The 16,086-nt window shown below is 73.7% G+C and carries 16 protein-coding genes and 1 tRNA gene; 7 read left to right on the top strand and 10 right to left on the bottom strand.

What is annotated here, in order from left to right; translation table 11 throughout:
• Positions 1-50 precede the first annotated feature (50 nt).
• Positions 51-659 (bottom strand): TetR/AcrR family transcriptional regulator, encoded by a 609-nt coding sequence (locus tag AB0L25_RS25325; RefSeq protein WP_500175155.1) that lies wholly within the window; start codon positions 657-659, stop codon positions 51-53.
• Between the two features lie 78 nt (positions 660-737).
• Here AB0L25_RS25325 and AB0L25_RS25320 point away from each other — a divergent pair, with 78 nt between their 5' ends.
• A complete protein-coding gene (locus tag AB0L25_RS25320) occupies positions 738-1,508 on the top strand; it encodes an SDR family oxidoreductase (protein ID WP_500175154.1) in 771 nt (256 codons plus the stop codon).
• 9 nt (positions 1,509-1,517) lie between these two features.
• On the opposite strand, the gene AB0L25_RS25315 is transcribed toward AB0L25_RS25320, so the two are convergent.
• Together AB0L25_RS25315 and AB0L25_RS25310 are read right to left on the bottom strand one after the other, a co-directional pair.
• Positions 1,518-3,200, bottom strand: a complete 1,683-nt coding sequence (locus AB0L25_RS25315) for an RNA polymerase sigma factor (RefSeq protein WP_500175153.1) — start codon at positions 3,198-3,200, stop codon at positions 1,518-1,520.
• Between the two features lie 190 nt (positions 3,201-3,390).
• The gene (locus AB0L25_RS25310; RefSeq protein ID WP_500175152.1) at positions 3,391-3,930 is read right to left on the bottom strand and encodes a SigE family RNA polymerase sigma factor; all 540 of its coding nucleotides are present in this window, start codon (positions 3,928-3,930) and stop codon (positions 3,391-3,393) included.
• Positions 3,931-4,241: 311 nt separating this feature from the next.
• Between AB0L25_RS25310 and AB0L25_RS25305 the strand changes: the two genes are divergently transcribed.
• Together AB0L25_RS25305 and AB0L25_RS25300 are read left to right on the top strand one after the other, a co-directional pair.
• Positions 4,242-5,792, top strand: a complete 1,551-nt coding sequence (locus AB0L25_RS25305) for a hypothetical protein (protein WP_500175151.1) — start codon at positions 4,242-4,244, stop codon at positions 5,790-5,792.
• Positions 5,786-6,619 (top strand): MauE/DoxX family redox-associated membrane protein, encoded by an 834-nt coding sequence (locus tag AB0L25_RS25300; RefSeq protein WP_500175150.1) that lies wholly within the window; start codon positions 5,786-5,788, stop codon positions 6,617-6,619. Before AB0L25_RS25305 ends, AB0L25_RS25300 begins: the two co-directional genes overlap by 7 nt.
• Before the next feature lie 264 nt (positions 6,620-6,883).
• On the opposite strand, the gene AB0L25_RS25295 is transcribed toward AB0L25_RS25300, so the two are convergent.
• Positions 6,884-8,068, bottom strand: a complete 1,185-nt coding sequence (locus AB0L25_RS25295) for a DUF8462 domain-containing protein (protein ID WP_500175184.1) — start codon at positions 8,066-8,068, stop codon at positions 6,884-6,886.
• A gap of 280 nt (positions 8,069-8,348) precedes the next feature.
• Positions 8,349-9,359 (bottom strand): pirin family protein, encoded by a 1,011-nt coding sequence (locus AB0L25_RS25290; protein WP_500175149.1) that lies wholly within the window; start codon positions 9,357-9,359, stop codon positions 8,349-8,351.
• A 179-nt stretch (positions 9,360-9,538) separates the two neighbouring features.
• Between AB0L25_RS25290 and AB0L25_RS25285 the strand changes: the two genes are divergently transcribed.
• Positions 9,539-10,009 (top strand): MarR family winged helix-turn-helix transcriptional regulator, encoded by a 471-nt coding sequence (locus AB0L25_RS25285; protein WP_500175148.1) that lies wholly within the window; start codon positions 9,539-9,541, stop codon positions 10,007-10,009.
• Between the two features lie 44 nt (positions 10,010-10,053).
• Here AB0L25_RS25285 and AB0L25_RS25280 read toward each other — a convergent pair whose 3' ends face one another.
• Positions 10,054-10,476: a hypothetical protein gene (locus AB0L25_RS25280; protein WP_500175147.1), complete on the bottom strand. Its 423-nt coding sequence runs from the start codon at positions 10,474-10,476 to the stop codon at positions 10,054-10,056.
• A 161-nt stretch (positions 10,477-10,637) separates the two neighbouring features.
• On the opposite strand from AB0L25_RS25280, the gene AB0L25_RS25275 reads away from it, so the two are divergent.
• The gene (locus tag AB0L25_RS25275) at positions 10,638-11,375 is read left to right on the top strand and encodes a M15 family metallopeptidase (RefSeq protein WP_500175146.1); all 738 of its coding nucleotides are present in this window, start codon (positions 10,638-10,640) and stop codon (positions 11,373-11,375) included.
• Between the two features lie 31 nt (positions 11,376-11,406).
• Here AB0L25_RS25275 and AB0L25_RS25270 read toward each other — a convergent pair whose 3' ends face one another.
• The 4 genes from AB0L25_RS25270 to AB0L25_RS25255 form a co-directional block, all read right to left on the bottom strand.
• Positions 11,407-11,580, bottom strand: a complete 174-nt coding sequence (locus AB0L25_RS25270; RefSeq protein WP_500175145.1) for a hypothetical protein — start codon at positions 11,578-11,580, stop codon at positions 11,407-11,409.
• A 57-nt stretch (positions 11,581-11,637) separates the two neighbouring features.
• Positions 11,638-11,729: transfer RNA gene (locus AB0L25_RS25265), tRNA-Ser, on the bottom strand.
• A 68-nt stretch (positions 11,730-11,797) separates the two neighbouring features.
• A complete protein-coding gene (locus AB0L25_RS25260) occupies positions 11,798-12,259 on the bottom strand; it encodes a cupin domain-containing protein (protein ID WP_500175144.1) in 462 nt (153 codons plus the stop codon).
• Between the two features lie 62 nt (positions 12,260-12,321).
• The gene (locus AB0L25_RS25255) at positions 12,322-14,304 is read right to left on the bottom strand and encodes a MinD/ParA family ATP-binding protein (protein ID WP_500175143.1); all 1,983 of its coding nucleotides are present in this window, start codon (positions 14,302-14,304) and stop codon (positions 12,322-12,324) included.
• 242 nt (positions 14,305-14,546) lie between these two features.
• On the opposite strand from AB0L25_RS25255, the gene AB0L25_RS25250 reads away from it, so the two are divergent.
• Together AB0L25_RS25250 and AB0L25_RS25245 are read left to right on the top strand one after the other, a co-directional pair.
• Positions 14,547-15,503, top strand: coding sequence for an NAD(P)H-quinone oxidoreductase (locus AB0L25_RS25250; protein WP_500175142.1), 957 nt, complete (start codon positions 14,547-14,549; stop codon positions 15,501-15,503).
• Between the two features lie 12 nt (positions 15,504-15,515).
• On the top strand, positions 15,516-16,058 hold the full coding sequence (locus tag AB0L25_RS25245; RefSeq protein WP_500175141.1) for a bacterial proteasome activator family protein: 543 nt from the start codon (positions 15,516-15,518) through the stop codon (positions 16,056-16,058).
• Positions 16,059-16,086 lie beyond the last annotated feature (28 nt).

The raw sequence follows: 16,086 nt of genomic DNA, 5'->3' as shown, positions 1-16,086 counted from the left end.
GTACTTGCCGCCCCGCTCCCCCCGGGTTCCCCTGAGCTCCGCGACCGTCCCTAGGCGGGCCAGACGGCCATGGCGTGGGCGGCGATGCGGGACAGGTCGGCTTCGGTCGCGCCGTCGCGGGCCTGCTGCGACATGCCCTGGACGACCGCCGCGAAGTAGTCCGCGAGGCCGTCGGGGTCGGCGTCCGGGGGCAGCTCGCCCGCGTCGCGGGCGGCGTGGAGGCGGTCGCGGAACGTCGCCTTGTTGGCCTCGCGCATCCCGCGGAGGAATGCGGCGATCTCCTCGTCCTCGGCGGTCACGTTGGTGGCGGCGCTGATGACCAGGCAGCCGGGCGGGTGCGCGGTGTCGCACTGGTGGACGGCGGCGTCCCGCAGCAGCCGGGCGAACGCCGCGCGGGCGGTGGGCTCCTCGCGGAGCGCCGCCGTCATGAACGTCCCGGCCGGGGACCGCCCGTAGACGTCGACGACCTCCTTGAACAGGGACTTCTTGTCGCCGAACGCCGCGTACAGGCTGGCCGGGCGGATGCCCATCGCGGCGGTGAGGTCGCTGACCGAGGTGGCCTCGTAGCCGCGTTCCCAGAACAGGGTCATCGCGCGCCGCAGCGCCTCGTCTCGGTCGAAGCCGCGCGGCCGTCCGCGGGCCGTCCGTCGCTCTGTCATGCCCCCATTGTAGAACGACCGCTCAACAAATGTGTTACGGTCCTTTCTTGAGCGATCGATCAACAAAGGAGCGGGCTCATGGGCAAGGCACTGGACGGCAAGGTCGCGCTGGTCACCGGCGGCGGGCGCGGCATCGGGCGGGCGATCGCGGAGCGGTTCGCCCGGGACGGCGCGGTCGTCGCGCTCACCTACGCCCGGGACACGGCCGCGGCGGACGAGGTGGTCGAGCGGATCCGGAAGGACGGCGGGCGCGCGTTCGCGATCCGGTCCGAACTCGGCACGCACGGCGACGCCCACCGGCTGTGGGCCGCCTTCGACGAGGAGATCGAGCGGCACGTCCCCGGCGGCGGCGTCGACGTCGTCGTCAACAACGCCGCCGAAGGGCTCTACGAGGGCCTGGAGACGATGACCGAGGAGGCGTTCGACCGGGTCTACGCGGTCAACGTGCGCGCACCGTTCTTCATCGTCCAGCAGGCGCTGCCCCGGCTGCGCGACGGCGGGCGGATCATCAACGTCGGCAGCGGCGTGACCCGCGTGGCGATGCCGTCGATCATCGGCTACGCGGCCACGAAGGGCGCCCTGGACGTCTTCACGCACCAGCTCGCCGCGCTGCTGGGCCCCCGCGGCATCACCGCGAACACCGTCGCCCCCGGGGTGATCGACACCGACATGAACGCGAACTGGCTGCGCGGCAACGCCGACGCCGAGGCGGAGTTCACCGCCCGTGCCGCCCTGCGGCGGGTCGGCCGGCCCGACGACGTCGCCGACGTCGCCGCGTTCCTGGCGTCCGACGACTCGCGCTGGGTGACCGCCCAGGTCATCGACGCCACCGGCGGCACCGACCTGTGAGCGGCGCGGCTAGAGCAGCGTCAGGCCCCACTCGACCTCGACGACGTGCGGGAAGCCCTCGGAGTCGGTGAAGGTCAGCTTGCCGTTGCCGGGCAGGCCGATCAGCGTGGTGCGCAGCGTGACGGTCAGGTGCATGGTGCCGTCCTCGGGCATGCCGCCCTGCGTCTGCGACAGCTCGAGCTGGCTGGTCGACGACATCGCCGTCCACTGCACCGGGCCGTCCTCGGCGGCGAGGCTGACGCTCGCGGTCTTCTCGCCGTTCAGCTGCACCTTGTTCGGGTTGACGACGAGGACGCCGCGCTCCTGCGGCGGATCCGGGGTCGGCGACGCCGGGGCGCTCGGCGACGCGGGCGTGCTCGGCGACGGCGACGGCGCGGACGACGAGGCGTCCGGCTGCGTCTGCGGGTTCATGGGCGGCGGCTGCACGCCGCCCGGCCCGCCCGCGCCGGGTCCGCCCGCCGACCCGGACGCCCGGTCGCCGTCGCCCGCGCCGGGGGACGGGGACGGGCTGGTGATCGACGGCTGCGGCTCGGTGCCGAACGGCGGCCACGACAGCGTCCCGCCGCCGATGCCGGGGCCCATCGCGACCACCGCGACGAGCGCGGCCGCGAGCGCCCCCGCCATCCCGCCGACGGTGAACAGCCAGCGGCGGGTGAACGGCGACGGGACGTCCGGCTGGATCGGCAGGCCGTCGGGGGTGAGGGCGCCGCCGCGCGCGGCGATGTCCGCGCGGTGCGCGGCGAGCTCCGGGTCGGTCGCGGTGTGCATGACGCGGTGCCGCAGCGCCGCGGGCAGCACCGGGGCGGGCGCGGCGGCGAGCAGCACGGTGGCGCGCACCCGGGCGCGGCGGCGGCAGTCGGGGCAGTCGGCGGCGTGCGCGTCGGCCGCCGGGTCGTGCTCGGCGCCCGCCGGCTCCCCGCGCCGCCGGAGCGCCTGCCACGGCCGCGCCGGGCGGGGCTCGGGACGCGACGGCACCGCCACCGGGACGTCCGGTTCCTCGGGGACGTCCGGTTCCGGGGCCGCCGCGGCGAGCACGGCGACGCTCGCGGGCGCCTGCTCGGGCACGGGCTCGGCGGCGACCGGACGGGACGGGCGGGACGCGCAGGCGCGCGCGGCGCGGCGCAGTTCGCCGGCGAGCGCGGCCTCGAACGCGGCCCGGCAGCACCGCGTCCGGGCGGCCGCGCGGCGGGCCGTCAACCCCAGCGCCGCGCCGAGCCGGGCGGGCGGCAGGCCGTGCCGGAACGCGAGCAGGACGATCTCCTGGTCGACCGGGTCGAGGTGGGCGAGGGACGCGCGCAGGAGATCGTGCAGTTCGTCGGACGGCGGCAGCTCGGCGGCGTCCGGCATTTCGGCACGGTCCAGAAAGGGCGCCTCCGCGAATTCGCCGTCCCGTTCCCAGTACAGGTCCTTGACGCGTCCGCGGCGGATGCAGCGGCGGCGCGCCGCGCCGTACAGCCAGGACCCGAGGTGGTGGTGGTCGCGCATCCGGGGGGCGCGGCGGGCGGCGTCGATGAAGGTGTCGTGGACGATCCGCGCCGCGGCCTTCCCGTCCCCCAGCATCGACAATGCGTAGTCGTAAATGCGCTCGCCGTACTCGTCGTAGACCGCGGCGAGGGCCGACTCGTCGCCCTCGTTCAGTCCTTTGACGAGCTTTCGGTCGGACGCGTCAGCGGACGGGGACAACCTCGGCATTCAAGCTCCCGGCACCGGCATGGGAGTCCGTCCCCAAGGGGGTCGTCCGGACAATCGGCCCACCTTGCATACACCCGTCGACCCCCGGAAGGCCACATGATCCCCGAAATCACCATTAACAATGACCTGAGGGTTACCGATCACGCCCCTGCGTGATCACGGAGGCCCTGACTCGACGTCAGAATGCCGTTCACGCACCGCCGGGCCGGTCCGGCCGCTGCGGCGGGATGCCGGGGAAGTCGTCGCCGAGGGCGTCGTCGTCGCGGAGCCGCGCCACGGCCCGCGAGACGGTGCTCTTGACCGTCCCGACGCTGACGCCGAGCACCTCCGCGATCTCCGCTTCGGACATGTCCTCGTAATAGCGGAGCATCACGGCGAGCCGTTGCCGCTCGGGCAGCCGGCGGAGCGCGCGGCCGAGCGCGTCCCGCATTTCGCTGCGGCGCGTGTGATCGTCGACGGGCCGGTCCGGAAGTTCATCGGTGGGGTAAATGTCGAGTTTGCGACGGCGCCACCACGAGATCTGCGTATTGACCATGGCGCGCCGGACATATCCGTCGATCGCCGCGCGATCCTGGATGCGGTCCCACGCGAGGTACGTCTTGGCGAGGGCGGCCTGGAGGAGGTCCTCGGCCTCGGCGCGATCACTGGTCAGCCGCATGGCGGCGCGGAGCAGGGCGGGCCCGCGTTCCGCCACGTAGTCGCGGAACTCCTCATGCCGCGTCCTGCTCAACTCACCACCGGACCAGGGGTTGTGGAGCCGCCCGGCCGCCTTTCCGGATCTTGGACCGCGCGCACTCCCGGTACAGTTGACGATCGCACGAAGATCGTAATTCCGGGCCTACAAAAAGCATATATTCGGGTCAACCAGTGCATAATCTTCAACCCAGGTAGATCAGACGTCCCCCACCTCGCGACTTATCGCGACAAATCCGTCGACAGGCTTGTCGGCACACGTGAACCTTGACTCGCTGTCCTAACAACAGCGTCCCCGCCGGCCCGGTTCCGAGAGCCGTGCCCCCACCGACGACGGAGCGCCGACGCATGCCGCCACGCCACCGCCGCGCAGCGACCCGCCGCCACCGCAGGGCCCTCCTCGGCGGCCCCGCCCGCCCGGCCGCCCCGGACCCGGACGTCCCCGCCCCGGACGTCCCGCCCGCGGAGCCGTCGATCCCCGGCCCGTTCGCGTCGTTCCACGGCCCAGCCCGCCGCCTCGCCCCCGTCCAGATCCACACCCGACCGCCCGCCGACACCGAAGCCGAGCACGCGGGCCCGAGCACCGACACGCCCTCCCCCGCCGCAACGAGCCCGCCGGACGGACGGACGCCGGCGGGGCAGGCGCACGTGGCGAGTCGGATCGACCGAGCGGACGAGCCGAAGCCGGCGACCGGGAGCGCTCCCGCAAGCGAGGCCGCACCGGCCGACGAGACCGATGCGGGGAGCGGGGCCGACCTCGCAGGCCAGGCGAAGCCGGCAGGCGGAACCGACCCGGCGGGCGGAACCGGCCGGGCCACCCCGGCCGGTCCGGCCCCGCGCGCCGGCGCCCAGCCGACGACCGGCGCGGAGAACGCGCAGGCCGCCCCGGGTGCGGCCGGACGGACGGGGCCGATCGGCCGCGCGAAACGGGCCGGGGGCCGGAGGAAACCGCACGCCGTGCAGGCGAGCGGGCCCGGGGCGGAGGCGGGCGCGGGCACGGGCGGGAAGCCGGGTGCGCCGACGTGGGGCGTGCGGGCCGGGACGATCGTGGACGCGGCGGCGGGCACGCTCGTGCTCGACGTCGCGGGGACGTCCGTCCGGTTCGCGGTGGACGGGGACGTGCGGGTCTGGCGCGGCGGCCGCGGCAGCGCGGGGGCGCTGCGGCCGGGGCGGCGGGCGATCGTGCGGGTGGGCGGCGGCGCGCCGGGCGCCGGCGGGTTCCGGGCCGACCGGGTCTGGGTCGACATCGAGCGCGTCGCCGGCACGATCACGGCGTGCGGGCGGGACACCGTGGAGGTGGACATGGGCCCCCATCGCGGGCGCGCCCGTGTGGTGATCCCCCCGCACGCCCTCGGGGCGGTGCAGGTCAGGCATCCGCGGATGCAGCCGGGCTACCTGTTCGACGCGATCTGCGTGGCGTCGCCGGACGGGCCGCTGGCGGTGCGGCCGGGCACGTCGCAGCCGGGGTACCGGGTGGACGATCTCGCCGCGCCCGAGCCCGCGGCGCCCGTCCCGGGAACGCTGCGCGGGACCGTGACCTGGTTCGGCGGGGTCGCCGCGCCGGCCGGGGCGGCGTATCCGGCGGTCGATCCGGAGGGGCACGCCGGGGGGTGCGCGGACGCGCCGGCGCCGTGCGTCGCGATGCCGTTCCTGTCGCTGGGCAGCGAGGTCGTGGTGCGGAACGAGTGCGGCGGGCGGGAGCGGTCCGTGCCGGTGGTCGAGTGCGGGTGCGTCGCGGCGCGGTTCTGCGACCGGTGCACCGAGTGCGGGGCGTCGCCGCGCGGCCGGATCGCCGAGCTGACGCCGGCGGCGTTCGTCGGGCTCGGCGGCGAGCTGGACGCGGGCTGCTTCAACGCGACGGTGCGTCCGGTGCTCGGCGGGAGGGCGGCGCGATGGTGACGGCGGCGCAGGACGCGCAGGTCCTGCTGCTGGCGGTGGTGCTGCTGGCGGCGGGCGCGGCGAAGCTGGTGTTCCGGGAGCCGGTGCCGGCGGCGCCCGACCACGTGCACGGGGTGCCGGTCCCGGCGGGCGTCGCGCGGGTGACGGCGCTGCGGCACGGCCGCCGGACGAGCGTGTGCCTCGGGCTGGGCGAGGGCGTCCTCGGGCTGGGGCTGCTGCTGTCGTCGCACCTGTCGGTGCGGCTGGCGGCGACGGCGGCGTTCGCGGCGGCGACGTGGGTGGTCGGCGAGCTGCGGGTGCGGCGGCCGGACGCCGGGTGCGGGTGCTTCGGCGGGCTCAGCGGGAAGCGGGTGGGGCGGCGCGGCGTGGCGCGGGCGGTGCTGCTCACGGCGGTGGCGGTGGCCGCGCTGGGGGCGCCGCACACCGGGCTGGACGCCCTGCGCGGCGGGCACGTGCCGGTCGCCGCGGTGTTCGCGGTGGAGCTGGCGCTGTTCGCGGCGCTGTCCCCCGAGCTGACGGCCGTGCTCGGGCGGCGGCGCCTGCCGGGGGCGCGCCCGGTGACGCCGTGCGAGCGGCGGCGGAGCCCGCTGGCGGAGACGTACGCGACGCTGCACGGCAGCCCCGAGTGGGCGGTGCACGAGGACGCGGTGACGAGCGCCGTGCCGCTGGACGTCTGGCGCGAGGGCTGCTGGCGGTTCCTGGCGTTCCCGGCCCGCCTGGACGGACGGGACGTGCGGCTCGTGTTCGCGGTGTCGACGGCGGAACGCGACCGCGTGGTGCGCCCCGCCCGCGTGCAGGCCGAACCGCGGCTGTCCGCGGCTCTCTAGCCCTGTATCGGGACAGTCCGATAAAGCCCTAGAGAACGATCGCGATCGACCTCGCGATGGTTCTCTAGGGCTTTCTACGTCGGCCCGTAGATACGTCTATAGATCGATGCGCAGGAAAATCTAGGCTTCTCTAGGATCGAGGCTAGAGAAGCGAATAATTCTCACGAAGGTTGATGCGGCTCTCTAGCGATCCATGCGGCGAAAGCTAGAAAGCGCTAGAGAACGTCAGAGGCCGTCAGAGAGAGGAGCCGGGGCGGCGGCGGGTCAGCCGGGCTGGGAGCGGAGGAACTTGCCGAAGTGCGGCACCGTGAACGCGATCATGCCGCGCTCGGCGCTGTAGATCAGGCCCTTCTTGATGAGGCCGTCGCGGGCGGGCGACAGGCTGGACGGCTTGCGGCCCAGCTCCTCGGCGACCGCGGCGGTCGGGACGGGGTCGTCGCCGAGCATCGCCATCGCGCGCATGTAGTCGCGCTCGGCGGGGGTGGCCCGCTCGTAGCGGCTGCCGAAGAAGCCGACGGCGAGTTCGCTCTCGGCCTCGGGCGCGGCGACCTTGATGTCGTCGGCGGTGATCGGGGTGCCGGGCGCGACGTCCCACACGACCTTCGCGTACGCCTGCACGAAGTACGGGTAGCCGTCGGCCGCGCCGTACAGGGCGTCCAGGGCGTCCTGGGTGAAGGTGACCTCCTCGCGCTCGGCGGGCGCGAGCAGCGCGTGGTCGGCGGACTCGCGGTCGAGCCGGTCGATGCGGGCGTACCGGAACAGCCGCTCGCTGTAGGACTTGCTCGCCGACAGGACGGCCGGGAGGTGCGGCAGCCCGGCGCCCACCACGATCAGCGGGCCGCCGACCTGCGACAGCTCGTGGCAGGCGGCGCACAGCGCGGACACGTCGTCGGCCGGGACGTCCTGCATCTCGTCGACGAACAGCGCGATGCCGACGCCGACGTCGGTCGCGACGGACGCGGCGTCGACGAACAGCTCGGTGAGGTCGATCTCGAGGTCGCCGGAGTCGGCGCGGCCGCGCGCGGCGGGCACGTCGATGCCGGGCTGCCAGCGGTGCACCCGCGCCTTCGCCTTGCCGGACGGCTCCTCGCCGGCCTGCGCGAACGCCTTGAGCACGCCGAGGAAGCCGTCGATGCGGTCGGGCGCGCGGTGCCGGGGCGCGAGCTCCCGGACGGCGCGGTGCAGCGCCGACGCGACCGGGCGGCGGATCGACTGGTCGGGCCGGGCCTCGATCTTGCCGGTGCCCCACAGCCGCTGGATCGCCATCGAGCGGAACGCGTTGAGCAGCACGGTCTTGCCGACGCCGCGCAGACCGGTGACGATCATGCTGCGTTCGGGACGGCCGCGGGCCACCCGTTCGAGCACGACCTCGAACTGCCTCAACTCGCGGTCGCGGCCGGCCAGCTCGGGGGGACGCTGCCCGGCGCCGGGGGCGTAGGGATTGCGCACGGGGTCCACGCTCTCGGACTCTATGAGGCGGTATAGCTGCGGCCGTAGATTTGCGTAGAAACCGCTGCGGCGTGTCGCGGGCCGCCGATGGCACGCGGCCCCGGCCGCCATCGTCGCCGCCGCCGTCCCGTCGCGGATCGCCGTCGTCGCCATGTCGCCTCCCCGGGCGGGCGCGTTCGCGGGCTGGATACGAAGCCGTCGAACCTCTGTTCGACTCGTTCGAACACAGTAGCGCACGCGCCCGCCGCCGTCACACGAACCGGGCGGGTTCGCGGCGGATTCAGGCGAGGGACTCGTCGGCCTCCGACCGGTGCGGGACCTTTTCGGCCGGGACCGTCCCCATGCGTCCGGCCTGGAAGTCCTCGAACGCCTGGACGATCTCGTCACGGGTGTTCATCACGAACGGCCCGTACCGCGCGACGGGCTCGCGGATCGGCAGGCCGCCCAGCACGAGGATCTCCCAGCCGTGCGCGCTCGCCTGCGGCTGCGTGTCGGCGGCCCGGACGACCAGGCCGTCGCCGGTCCCCTTGCGGTGCGAGCCGCCGAACACGGCGAGCCGCCCCTCGTCCAGCGCGACCTCCTCCACGCCGACCGTCCCGCGCCCGGACAGCACGTACACCATCGCGTTGAAGTCGCGCGGCCACGGCAGCGTCAGCCGGGCGCCCGGCGCGACGGTCGCGTGCAGGTAGTTGATCGGCGTGTAGGTGACGCCCGGCCCGTCGTGCCCGGCGAGCGATCCGGCGATGACGCGGACGAGCGACGACCCGTCGTCCGCGGCGAGCAGCTTCACGTCGCGCGCCTCGATGTCCTGGTAGCGCGGCGCGACCCACTTCTGCGCCCGGGGCAGGTTCACCCAGAGTTGCACGCCGTGGAACAGCCCGCCCTGGGCGACGAGCTCGGGCGGCGGCTGCTCGATGTGCTGGATGCCGGACGCGGCGGTCATCCACTGCGTGGCGCCGTCGGTGATGAGGCCGCCGCCGCCCGTCGTGTCCTGGTGCTGGAACGCTCCGTCGATGATGTAGGTGACGGTCTCGAAGCCGCGGTGCGGGTGCCAGGGCGTCCCCTTCGCCTCGCCGGGCCCGTACTCGACGGCGCCCATGTGGTCCAGCAGCAGGAACGGGTCGGCGAGCGACAGGTCGATGCCGGGGAACGGACGCCTGACCTGGAAGCCCTCGCCCTCCAGGTGCTTCTTCGCGGTGACGACCTTGGCGACGCGGCGCCAGTCGGTGTCGCCCTCCGGGAGCAGGGGCAGGCGCGGCAGGGTCAGCGGGTTCGCGGTCACGGCGGGCATGGTGTCTCCCCTCGGTCGGCGCCGGTCGGCACCGGACGCTCGTCCCGCACAACCTAGTTGATGGTTCAACTATTTCCGTCTCGGGGTACCTTCTGTACCGTCGGCGGGGACGCCGCGGCGACGCGCGGCGTGCCGAGCGCATTAATTGAACGTTCAATCTGTGTTCTATACTGGTGCGTATGAGCGAACCGCGCTGGCTCGACGCCGCACAGCAGCGCGACTGGCGTGCCTACGTGGACGGCAGCGTCCGGCTGAGCGAGATCATGGAACGCGACCTCAAGGCCAAGCACGGCCTGTCGCTGTCGGAGTACGAGATCCTCGTCCGGCTCTCCGAGGCGCCCGACCGGCGGCTCCGCATGGCCGAACTCGCCGAGAACGCCAGCCAGTCGCGCAGCCGCCTCTCCCACACCTGCGCCCGGCTGGAGTCCAAGGGCCTCGTCGAGCGCGACAACTGCCCGAGCGACAAGCGCGGCGTCTTCGCGAACCTCACCGAAGCGGGCATCGCCGCGCTCGAACGGGCCGCGCGCGACCATGTCGAGACCGTCCGCGAGTACCTCATCGACATCATCGAGCCCGCGGACCTCGAGGCCGTGGGCCGCGTCTTCACCGCCGTCCTCAAGCGGCTGGAGGCCGGGCCCGGACGTCCCTAGCCCCTCGGGGCCCGGGGCGGAGCGGCCGGGTCAGAGCGGCCGGGTCAGAGCGGGGCGGTCAGGCCGGTGAGCAGGCCGACCGAGATCAGGCTGAGGAACACCCAGCCGAACATCATCCCGTAGCCGAACGTCCGCCACCGTCCGCCGACCCGCCACACCAGCAGCCCGCCCAGCCCGAACGCGAACACCAGCAGGGCCACGAACTGCGGCAGGACGTTCGGACGGTCCGACGACATCAGCGGCGCGTACATCATCACCAGGTCGACGAAGGCGAACGCGCAGCAGCCCCCGGCGAGCGCGGACACGTCCCGCCCGACGAACGCGCGGACCCGCTCGACGAACGCCTCCGCGCGGTCCGTCCGGATCCGCGGCCCCGGCGTCCGCTCGACCTCCACCTGCTGCGCCACCGCGAAGATCTCGTCCTCGAGCGACGCGCCGTCGCGCTCCCGCTCCTCCGGATCCGCCATACCGGCTCCCTGGCCCGAGGTCGCCGGGTGCCCCGCCCGGCCCTGGAATAAGGTGCGGCGCCCGTCCTGCCCGGCCCCGTTCTCCGGCGGGCGCGCCCCCTTCGGAACCGTAGCGAATCCCGGTGTGACGCGCAGGGCATGGCGCGTGTCATTCTGGAGTCATGCCAGGTAGCAGGCTTGCGAAGGGTGCGGCGACCGCCGCCGCGGTGCTCACGCTGGGGGTCGCGGCCGCGTGCGGCGGCGGCGACGGGGACTCCGAGGGCACCGCCCCGGCGTCCCCGCCGACCGCGACGGGAACGGCGGACTCGCCGACGGCGGCGCCCACGAACATGGAATTCCGCTCGGAGGTCAAGGAGGTGACCGCCCGCGACCTGCCGGACTCGTGGCGCGAGGGCTGTCCGGTGCCGCCCGGCGACCTCCGGATGATCGAGATGACGTACTGGGGGTTCGACGACCGTCCGCACACCGGCGGCCGGCTCGTGGTGAACGAGAGCGCCGCCGACGACCTCGTCTCCGTCTTCCGGAAGCTGTACGAGATGCGGTACCCGATCGACCGCATGGAGCCCGTCGACAAGTACGACGGCAGCGACTTCGACTCGATCGAGGCCAACAACACCTCGGCCTTCAACTGCCGCCAGGCGACCGGCTCGGGCTCCTGGTCCCAGCACGCCTACGGCCTCGCCGTGGACATCAACCCGTGCCAGAACCCGTACGTCAGCGCCGACGGCTCGATCGCGCACCCCGACTGCGTCAAGTACGGGAACCGCGACCTCGACGAGCCCGGCATGATCCACGCCGGCGACGACGTCGTCGACGCGTTCGCGTCGATCGGCTGGGGCTGGGGCGGAACCTGGACGGGCGCGAAGGATTATCAACACTTCTCGTCCAACGGCCGCTGACCGGCGGGCGCCGCTACCCGAAGGCCGGGGACTACATCATCAGGAACGCGATCACGGCGATCGCGATGACGACCACGACCGCGGCGATGCCGAGGACGAGGCCCTTGTTCATGCCCGGCGCCTTCGCCGGCTGCTGCGGCGCCTGGCCGGCGAAGTTCTGGAACTGGTGTGTCGTGCCCGCGGGATCGTTCGGTGTCTGCGACATGCGGACGAGCGTAACGGATCACTGACGGGCGTACATGGACAATTCGCCCGCGTGTGGTGGCGGAGAGTGTGGGATTCGAACCCACGAGGACTGTCCCCAGCCCTGGGCGCTTTCAAGGCGCCTGCACTAGTCCACTATGCGAACTCTCCCGGCGACCCTTGCAGGTCGGTGCCCACGATAGCGCCCGCACGCAGGTGGCTTCGACCGCATTACGGGTTCAGGCGCCCGCCGCACGATCGCCGCCGTCCGCGCTCTCCGGGCCGTCCGGGACGCGGTACCCGGGGATGGACGGCCAGCGCACGGTCAGCACGACCGACTCCTCCTCCGCGCACCACGAGTGATCGACGCCGCGCCCCCACACCACGTAGTCGCCCTGCTCGCACAGGACGACGTCCCGTCCGGGGAACTCCAGCCGGAACCGGCCGCTGATCAGCACCAGCAGCGCGGTGCGCTTCTCCCCGTCCGTCCACGCCGCGCGGTGCTCCCCCTTCGGGTGCACGCCCCACTTGATCTCGACGTCGTCGCTGTGCCGCGCGTCCCCCGGCGGCTTGAAGTGGCCCAGCAGCCAGCCCCGGTCCGCCGCCGCGTCCACCGCGGCCTTCCCGACGTACACGCCGTCGGCGTCCGCGTCCACGTCGCCGGCCTGCACGGCTCCGGTCTCCACGCCTCGTTCGTCCATGCGCCTTTCGTACACGTCGCGCGCCCCGCGCGGACGCGGACGCGCCGTGCGTGCGCCGTCCGTCAGCCCTTGCCGGCGTCGCCGTCGGGGCGGCGGAACGCGAAGCCGTCGCCGACGACGGCCGCGAGGTTGAGGTACGCCTCGCGGGTCGGCGGCGCGAGCTGCTCCAGCTCGACCTCGGCTCCCTCTTCCAGGTGGTCGTCGTACGGGATCCGGACGACCGCGCGGCAGCGGCTCTCGAAGTGCGCCTGGAGCTTGTCGAGGTCGACCTGGCTGCGGGTGCGGTTGCGGACCATCGACAGCACGACGACGCCGTTGCGGACGAGGTGCCCGTGGTCGTGGGCCTCCAGCCAGTCGAGGGTCGCGCTCGCGGACCGGGCGCCGTCCACCGACGGGGAGCTGACCAGGACGAGCTGGTCGGCGAGGCTCAGCACGCCCGCCATCGCGGAGTGCAGCAGCCCGGTGCCGCAGTCGGTGATGCAGATCGAGTAGAACTGCTCCAGGATCACGGCGACGGCGGCGTAGTCCTCGGCGCTGAACGCCTCGCTGACGGCCGGGTCGCGGTCGGACGCGAGGACCTCCAGCCGGGCCTGGTTCTGCGACGTGAACGCGCGCACGTCCGCGTACCGGTGGATGTTGTCGCGGTTGTTCAGCAGGTCGCGGACCGTCGCGGCCGTCTCCAGCCTGACCTTGTCGGACAGGGTGCCGCGGTCGGGGTTGGCGTCCACCGCGATGACGGTGTCGCCGCGCAGCGACCCCAGCATCGAGCCGAGCCCGGTGGTCGTGGTGGTCTTGCCGACGCCGCCCTTCAGCGACATCACCGCCACCCGGTGGTGCCCGCCCGCGACCTGGGTGCGGGCGCGGGCGACGAGGTCCTTGCGGCGCAGCTCGCCCTGGGACTCGCCCAGGTGGAGGTTGCCGCCGCTGGCCTTGTAGACGGCGCGGCGCCAGCCGGACGACGGCGCGATGCGGCGCTCGCCGAGCAGGTTCTCGGAGCTGAGGCTGTCGGCGGCGCCCGGGTCGGGCTCCTGCTGCTGCTGGGGGTGCGGCTGCTGGGGCTGCTGCGGGTAGCCGGCCGGGTAGACGTACCCCTGCATCGGCTGGCCGGTGTTCGGGTCGATCGGCGCGTACGGCTGCCCGGTGGCGGGGTCCACCGGGGGGTACGGCTGCCCCGTGGCGGGATCGACCGGCTGGTACGGCTGGGCGGCGGCCGCGTTCGGGTCGTAGGGCTGCCCGGTGTTCGGATCGACCTGCGGGTACGGCGGCGGGGTCGCCGGGCCGGGCTGGTAGGGCTGGCCCGTGTTCGGGTCGACCTGCGGGTACGGCGGCGGTGTCACGGGGCCGGGCTGGTACGGCTGGCCGGTGTTCGGATCGACCGGCTGGTACGGCTGGGACGCGGCGACGTTCGGGTCCTGCGCGGGGAACTGCCCGATCTCCCAGGGCTGCTGCGCCTGGAACGGCTGGGGCTGGGGCTGCGGCTGCTGCCCGGCCGGGTCGAGCGGCGGGAGCTGCGACGGGTCGTACCCCTGGTAGCCGGTGGCGCCCGGGTACGGCGGCGGGAGCATCCCGCCCTCGAACGGCTGCGGCATCGGCCCGCCGTCGTACTGCGCGGGCTGCGGGGGCTCGTACTGCGCGGGCTCGTACTGCGCGGGCTGCGGGGGCTCGTACTGGGCGGGCTGCTGCGGCTGCTGCGGATCGCCGTAGCCGGGGAAGCCGGGCGGCGGCGGCACGGGGGCGTCCGCCTGCGTCTCCTGCGGCGGGGCGCCGGGCATCGGGGGCTCCTGGACGGGCGGCTCCTGGACGGCCGGGGGCGCCGCGAGCCACGGGTTGCCGACGGGCTCGGGGGGCGGCGGCGCGCCGCCCTGCGGCAGCTGCCCGGGGGCCGGCTCGGCCGGGTCGTCCGGCCGCTGCTCGGAGAGGTCGGGCCGCTGTCCGGGGGACTCGGGCGCCGAGCCCGACGGCCGCCCCGTCGCGTCATCGTTCATCGCGTCCAGAGAGGCCAGCCGCTCCTCGAGGGAGCGCCCGTCGTGCTCGTTCCTTGCCACCGTTTCTCCCCTCGGCACCCTCTGACGATCAATCCGGAGCAGGGTGGGCATAGACCCCCGGAACAGCGTACCCGCGTGTCATTACCACGCATCCACTCCGTAGATCGACTTTGACGCGGTGTGGCCGAAATGCCGCGAACGGCGTGTATCGCGGGCGATCCCGTTCGTCCGTTCTTCGACCGCGCGTCACCCGGACGGAACCGGCGGACGACCTGTACCGGCCCAGCGGATAACGTGAACGCATGCGTGCGATCGTGATCCGCGAGCCCGGCGATCCGGACGTCCTGGAATGGACGACCGTGCCGGACCCGGCCGCGGGACCGGGCGAGGTACTGATCGAGGTCGCGGCGAGCGCGGTCAACCGCGCCGACGTCATGCAGCGGCTCGGCTTCTACCCGCCGCCCGACGGCGCGCCGCCCTACCCGGGCCTGGAGGTGTCGGGACGGGTCGTCGAGGTCGGCGAAGGCGTCGCGTGGCCCCGGGTCGGCGACGAGGTGTGCGCGCTGCTCGCCGGCGGCGGGTACGCGGAGCGGGTGGCGGTGCCCGCCGGGCAGGTCCTGCCGATCCCGGACGGCGTCGACCTGGTGGACGCCGCGGGCCTGCCGGAGGTCGCGTGCACCGTGTGGTCGAACGTCTTCATGCTGGGGCGGCTGCGGGCCGGGGAGACGCTGCTCGCGCACGGCGGCGGCAGCGGCATCGGGACGCTCGCGATCCAGCTCGCGAAGGCGCGCGGCGCCCGGGTCGTCTGCACGGTGGGCAGCCCGGAGAAGGCGGAGCGGTGCCGGGAACTGGGCGCGGACGTCGCCGTGAACTACCGCACCGAGGACTTCGTCGACGCCGGCCCGTACGACGTGATCCTCGACCTGATCGGTGCCAAGTACCTGGCCCGGAACGTGGCCGCGCTCGCGGTCGGCGGCCGCCTTATGATCATCGGCCTGCAGGGCGGGACGAAGGCCGAGCTGGACATCGGCACGCTGCTGCGCAAGCGCGCGATGGTGCACCCGACGTCGCTGCGGTCGCGTCCCGTCGAGGAGAAGGCGGAGATCGTCGCGGGCGTGCGGGAGAACGTGTGGCCGCTGATCGCGTCCGGGGACGTCCGTCCGGTGGTCGACCGGCGGATCCCCATGGCGGACGCGGCGCGCGCGCACGAACTGCTCGAAGAGAGCGGACACGTCGGCAAGATCCTGCTGACCGTGTGAGGATGAGGGGATATGAGCGAGCCTTCGAAGAACGAGTCCGAACAGGAGCCTCAGGTTCTCGTGGTGGGCCCCGGCGGCATCGCCATGGAGGGCGGTGACACGGATAAGGCCGACAAGTCGGTCGCCGAGATGGTCGAGCAGCCCGCAAAGGTCATGCGGATCGGCGGGATGATCCGCCAGCTGCTCGACGAGGTGAAGGCCGCACCGCTGGACGAGGCGAGCCGCGCGCGGCTCCGCGAGATCCACAAGTCGTCCATCAAGGAGCTGGAGGACGGTCTGGCGCCCGAGCTCGTCGAGGAACTGGAGCGGCTCTCGCTCCCGTTCACCGAGGGGCACGTGCCGAGCGAAGCCGAACTGCGCATCGCACAGGCCCAGCTCGTCGGCTGGCTGGAGGGCCTCTTCCACGGCATCCAGACCACCCTGTTCGCCCAGCAGATGGCGGCGCGCGCGCAGCTCGAACAGATGCGCCGCGCCCTCCCCGCCGGGATGGTTCCCCCCACGGAAGACGAACAGAAACAGCACGGCACGCGCCACGCGACCGGCCCGTACCTGTAGACGCCTTGACGTTCGGGCCGCACCCGCC

It is taken from the genome of Spirillospora sp. NPDC052242 (genome assembly GCF_040679555.1).
Lineage (GTDB): Bacteria > Actinomycetota > Actinomycetes > Streptosporangiales > Streptosporangiaceae > Spirillospora.
The sequence above is the reverse complement of the archived record's forward strand: the minus strand, read 5'-3'. Positions and strand labels throughout refer to the sequence as shown.

What these genes read in the sequence shown, in the direction of transcription:
- AB0L25_RS25325 (WP_500175155.1), bottom strand. Translation starts at nt 659, where the DNA reads ATGACAGAGCGACGGACGGCCCGCGGACGGCCGCGCGGCTTCGACCGA.
- AB0L25_RS25320 (WP_500175154.1), top strand. Translation starts at nt 738, where the DNA reads ATGGGCAAGGCACTGGACGGCAAGGTCGCGCTGGTCACCGGCGGCGGG.
- AB0L25_RS25315 (WP_500175153.1), bottom strand. Translation starts at nt 3,200, where the DNA reads ATGCCGAGGTTGTCCCCGTCCGCTGACGCGTCCGACCGAAAGCTCGTC.
- AB0L25_RS25305 (WP_500175151.1), top strand. Translation starts at nt 4,242, where the DNA reads ATGCCGCCACGCCACCGCCGCGCAGCGACCCGCCGCCACCGCAGGGCC.
- AB0L25_RS25300 (WP_500175150.1), top strand. Translation starts at nt 5,786, where the DNA reads ATGGTGACGGCGGCGCAGGACGCGCAGGTCCTGCTGCTGGCGGTGGTG.
- AB0L25_RS25290 (WP_500175149.1), bottom strand. Translation starts at nt 9,359, where the DNA reads ATGCCCGCCGTGACCGCGAACCCGCTGACCCTGCCGCGCCTGCCCCTG.
- AB0L25_RS25285 (WP_500175148.1), top strand. Translation starts at nt 9,539, where the DNA reads ATGAGCGAACCGCGCTGGCTCGACGCCGCACAGCAGCGCGACTGGCGT.
- AB0L25_RS25280 (WP_500175147.1), bottom strand. Translation starts at nt 10,476, where the DNA reads ATGGCGGATCCGGAGGAGCGGGAGCGCGACGGCGCGTCGCTCGAGGAC.
- AB0L25_RS25275 (WP_500175146.1), top strand. Translation starts at nt 10,638, where the DNA reads ATGCCAGGTAGCAGGCTTGCGAAGGGTGCGGCGACCGCCGCCGCGGTG.
- AB0L25_RS25270 (WP_500175145.1), bottom strand. Translation starts at nt 11,580, where the DNA reads ATGTCGCAGACACCGAACGATCCCGCGGGCACGACACACCAGTTCCAG.
- AB0L25_RS25260 (WP_500175144.1), bottom strand. Translation starts at nt 12,259, where the DNA reads ATGGACGAACGAGGCGTGGAGACCGGAGCCGTGCAGGCCGGCGACGTG.
- AB0L25_RS25250 (WP_500175142.1), top strand. Translation starts at nt 14,547, where the DNA reads ATGCGTGCGATCGTGATCCGCGAGCCCGGCGATCCGGACGTCCTGGAA.
- AB0L25_RS25245 (WP_500175141.1), top strand. Translation starts at nt 15,516, where the DNA reads ATGAGCGAGCCTTCGAAGAACGAGTCCGAACAGGAGCCTCAGGTTCTC.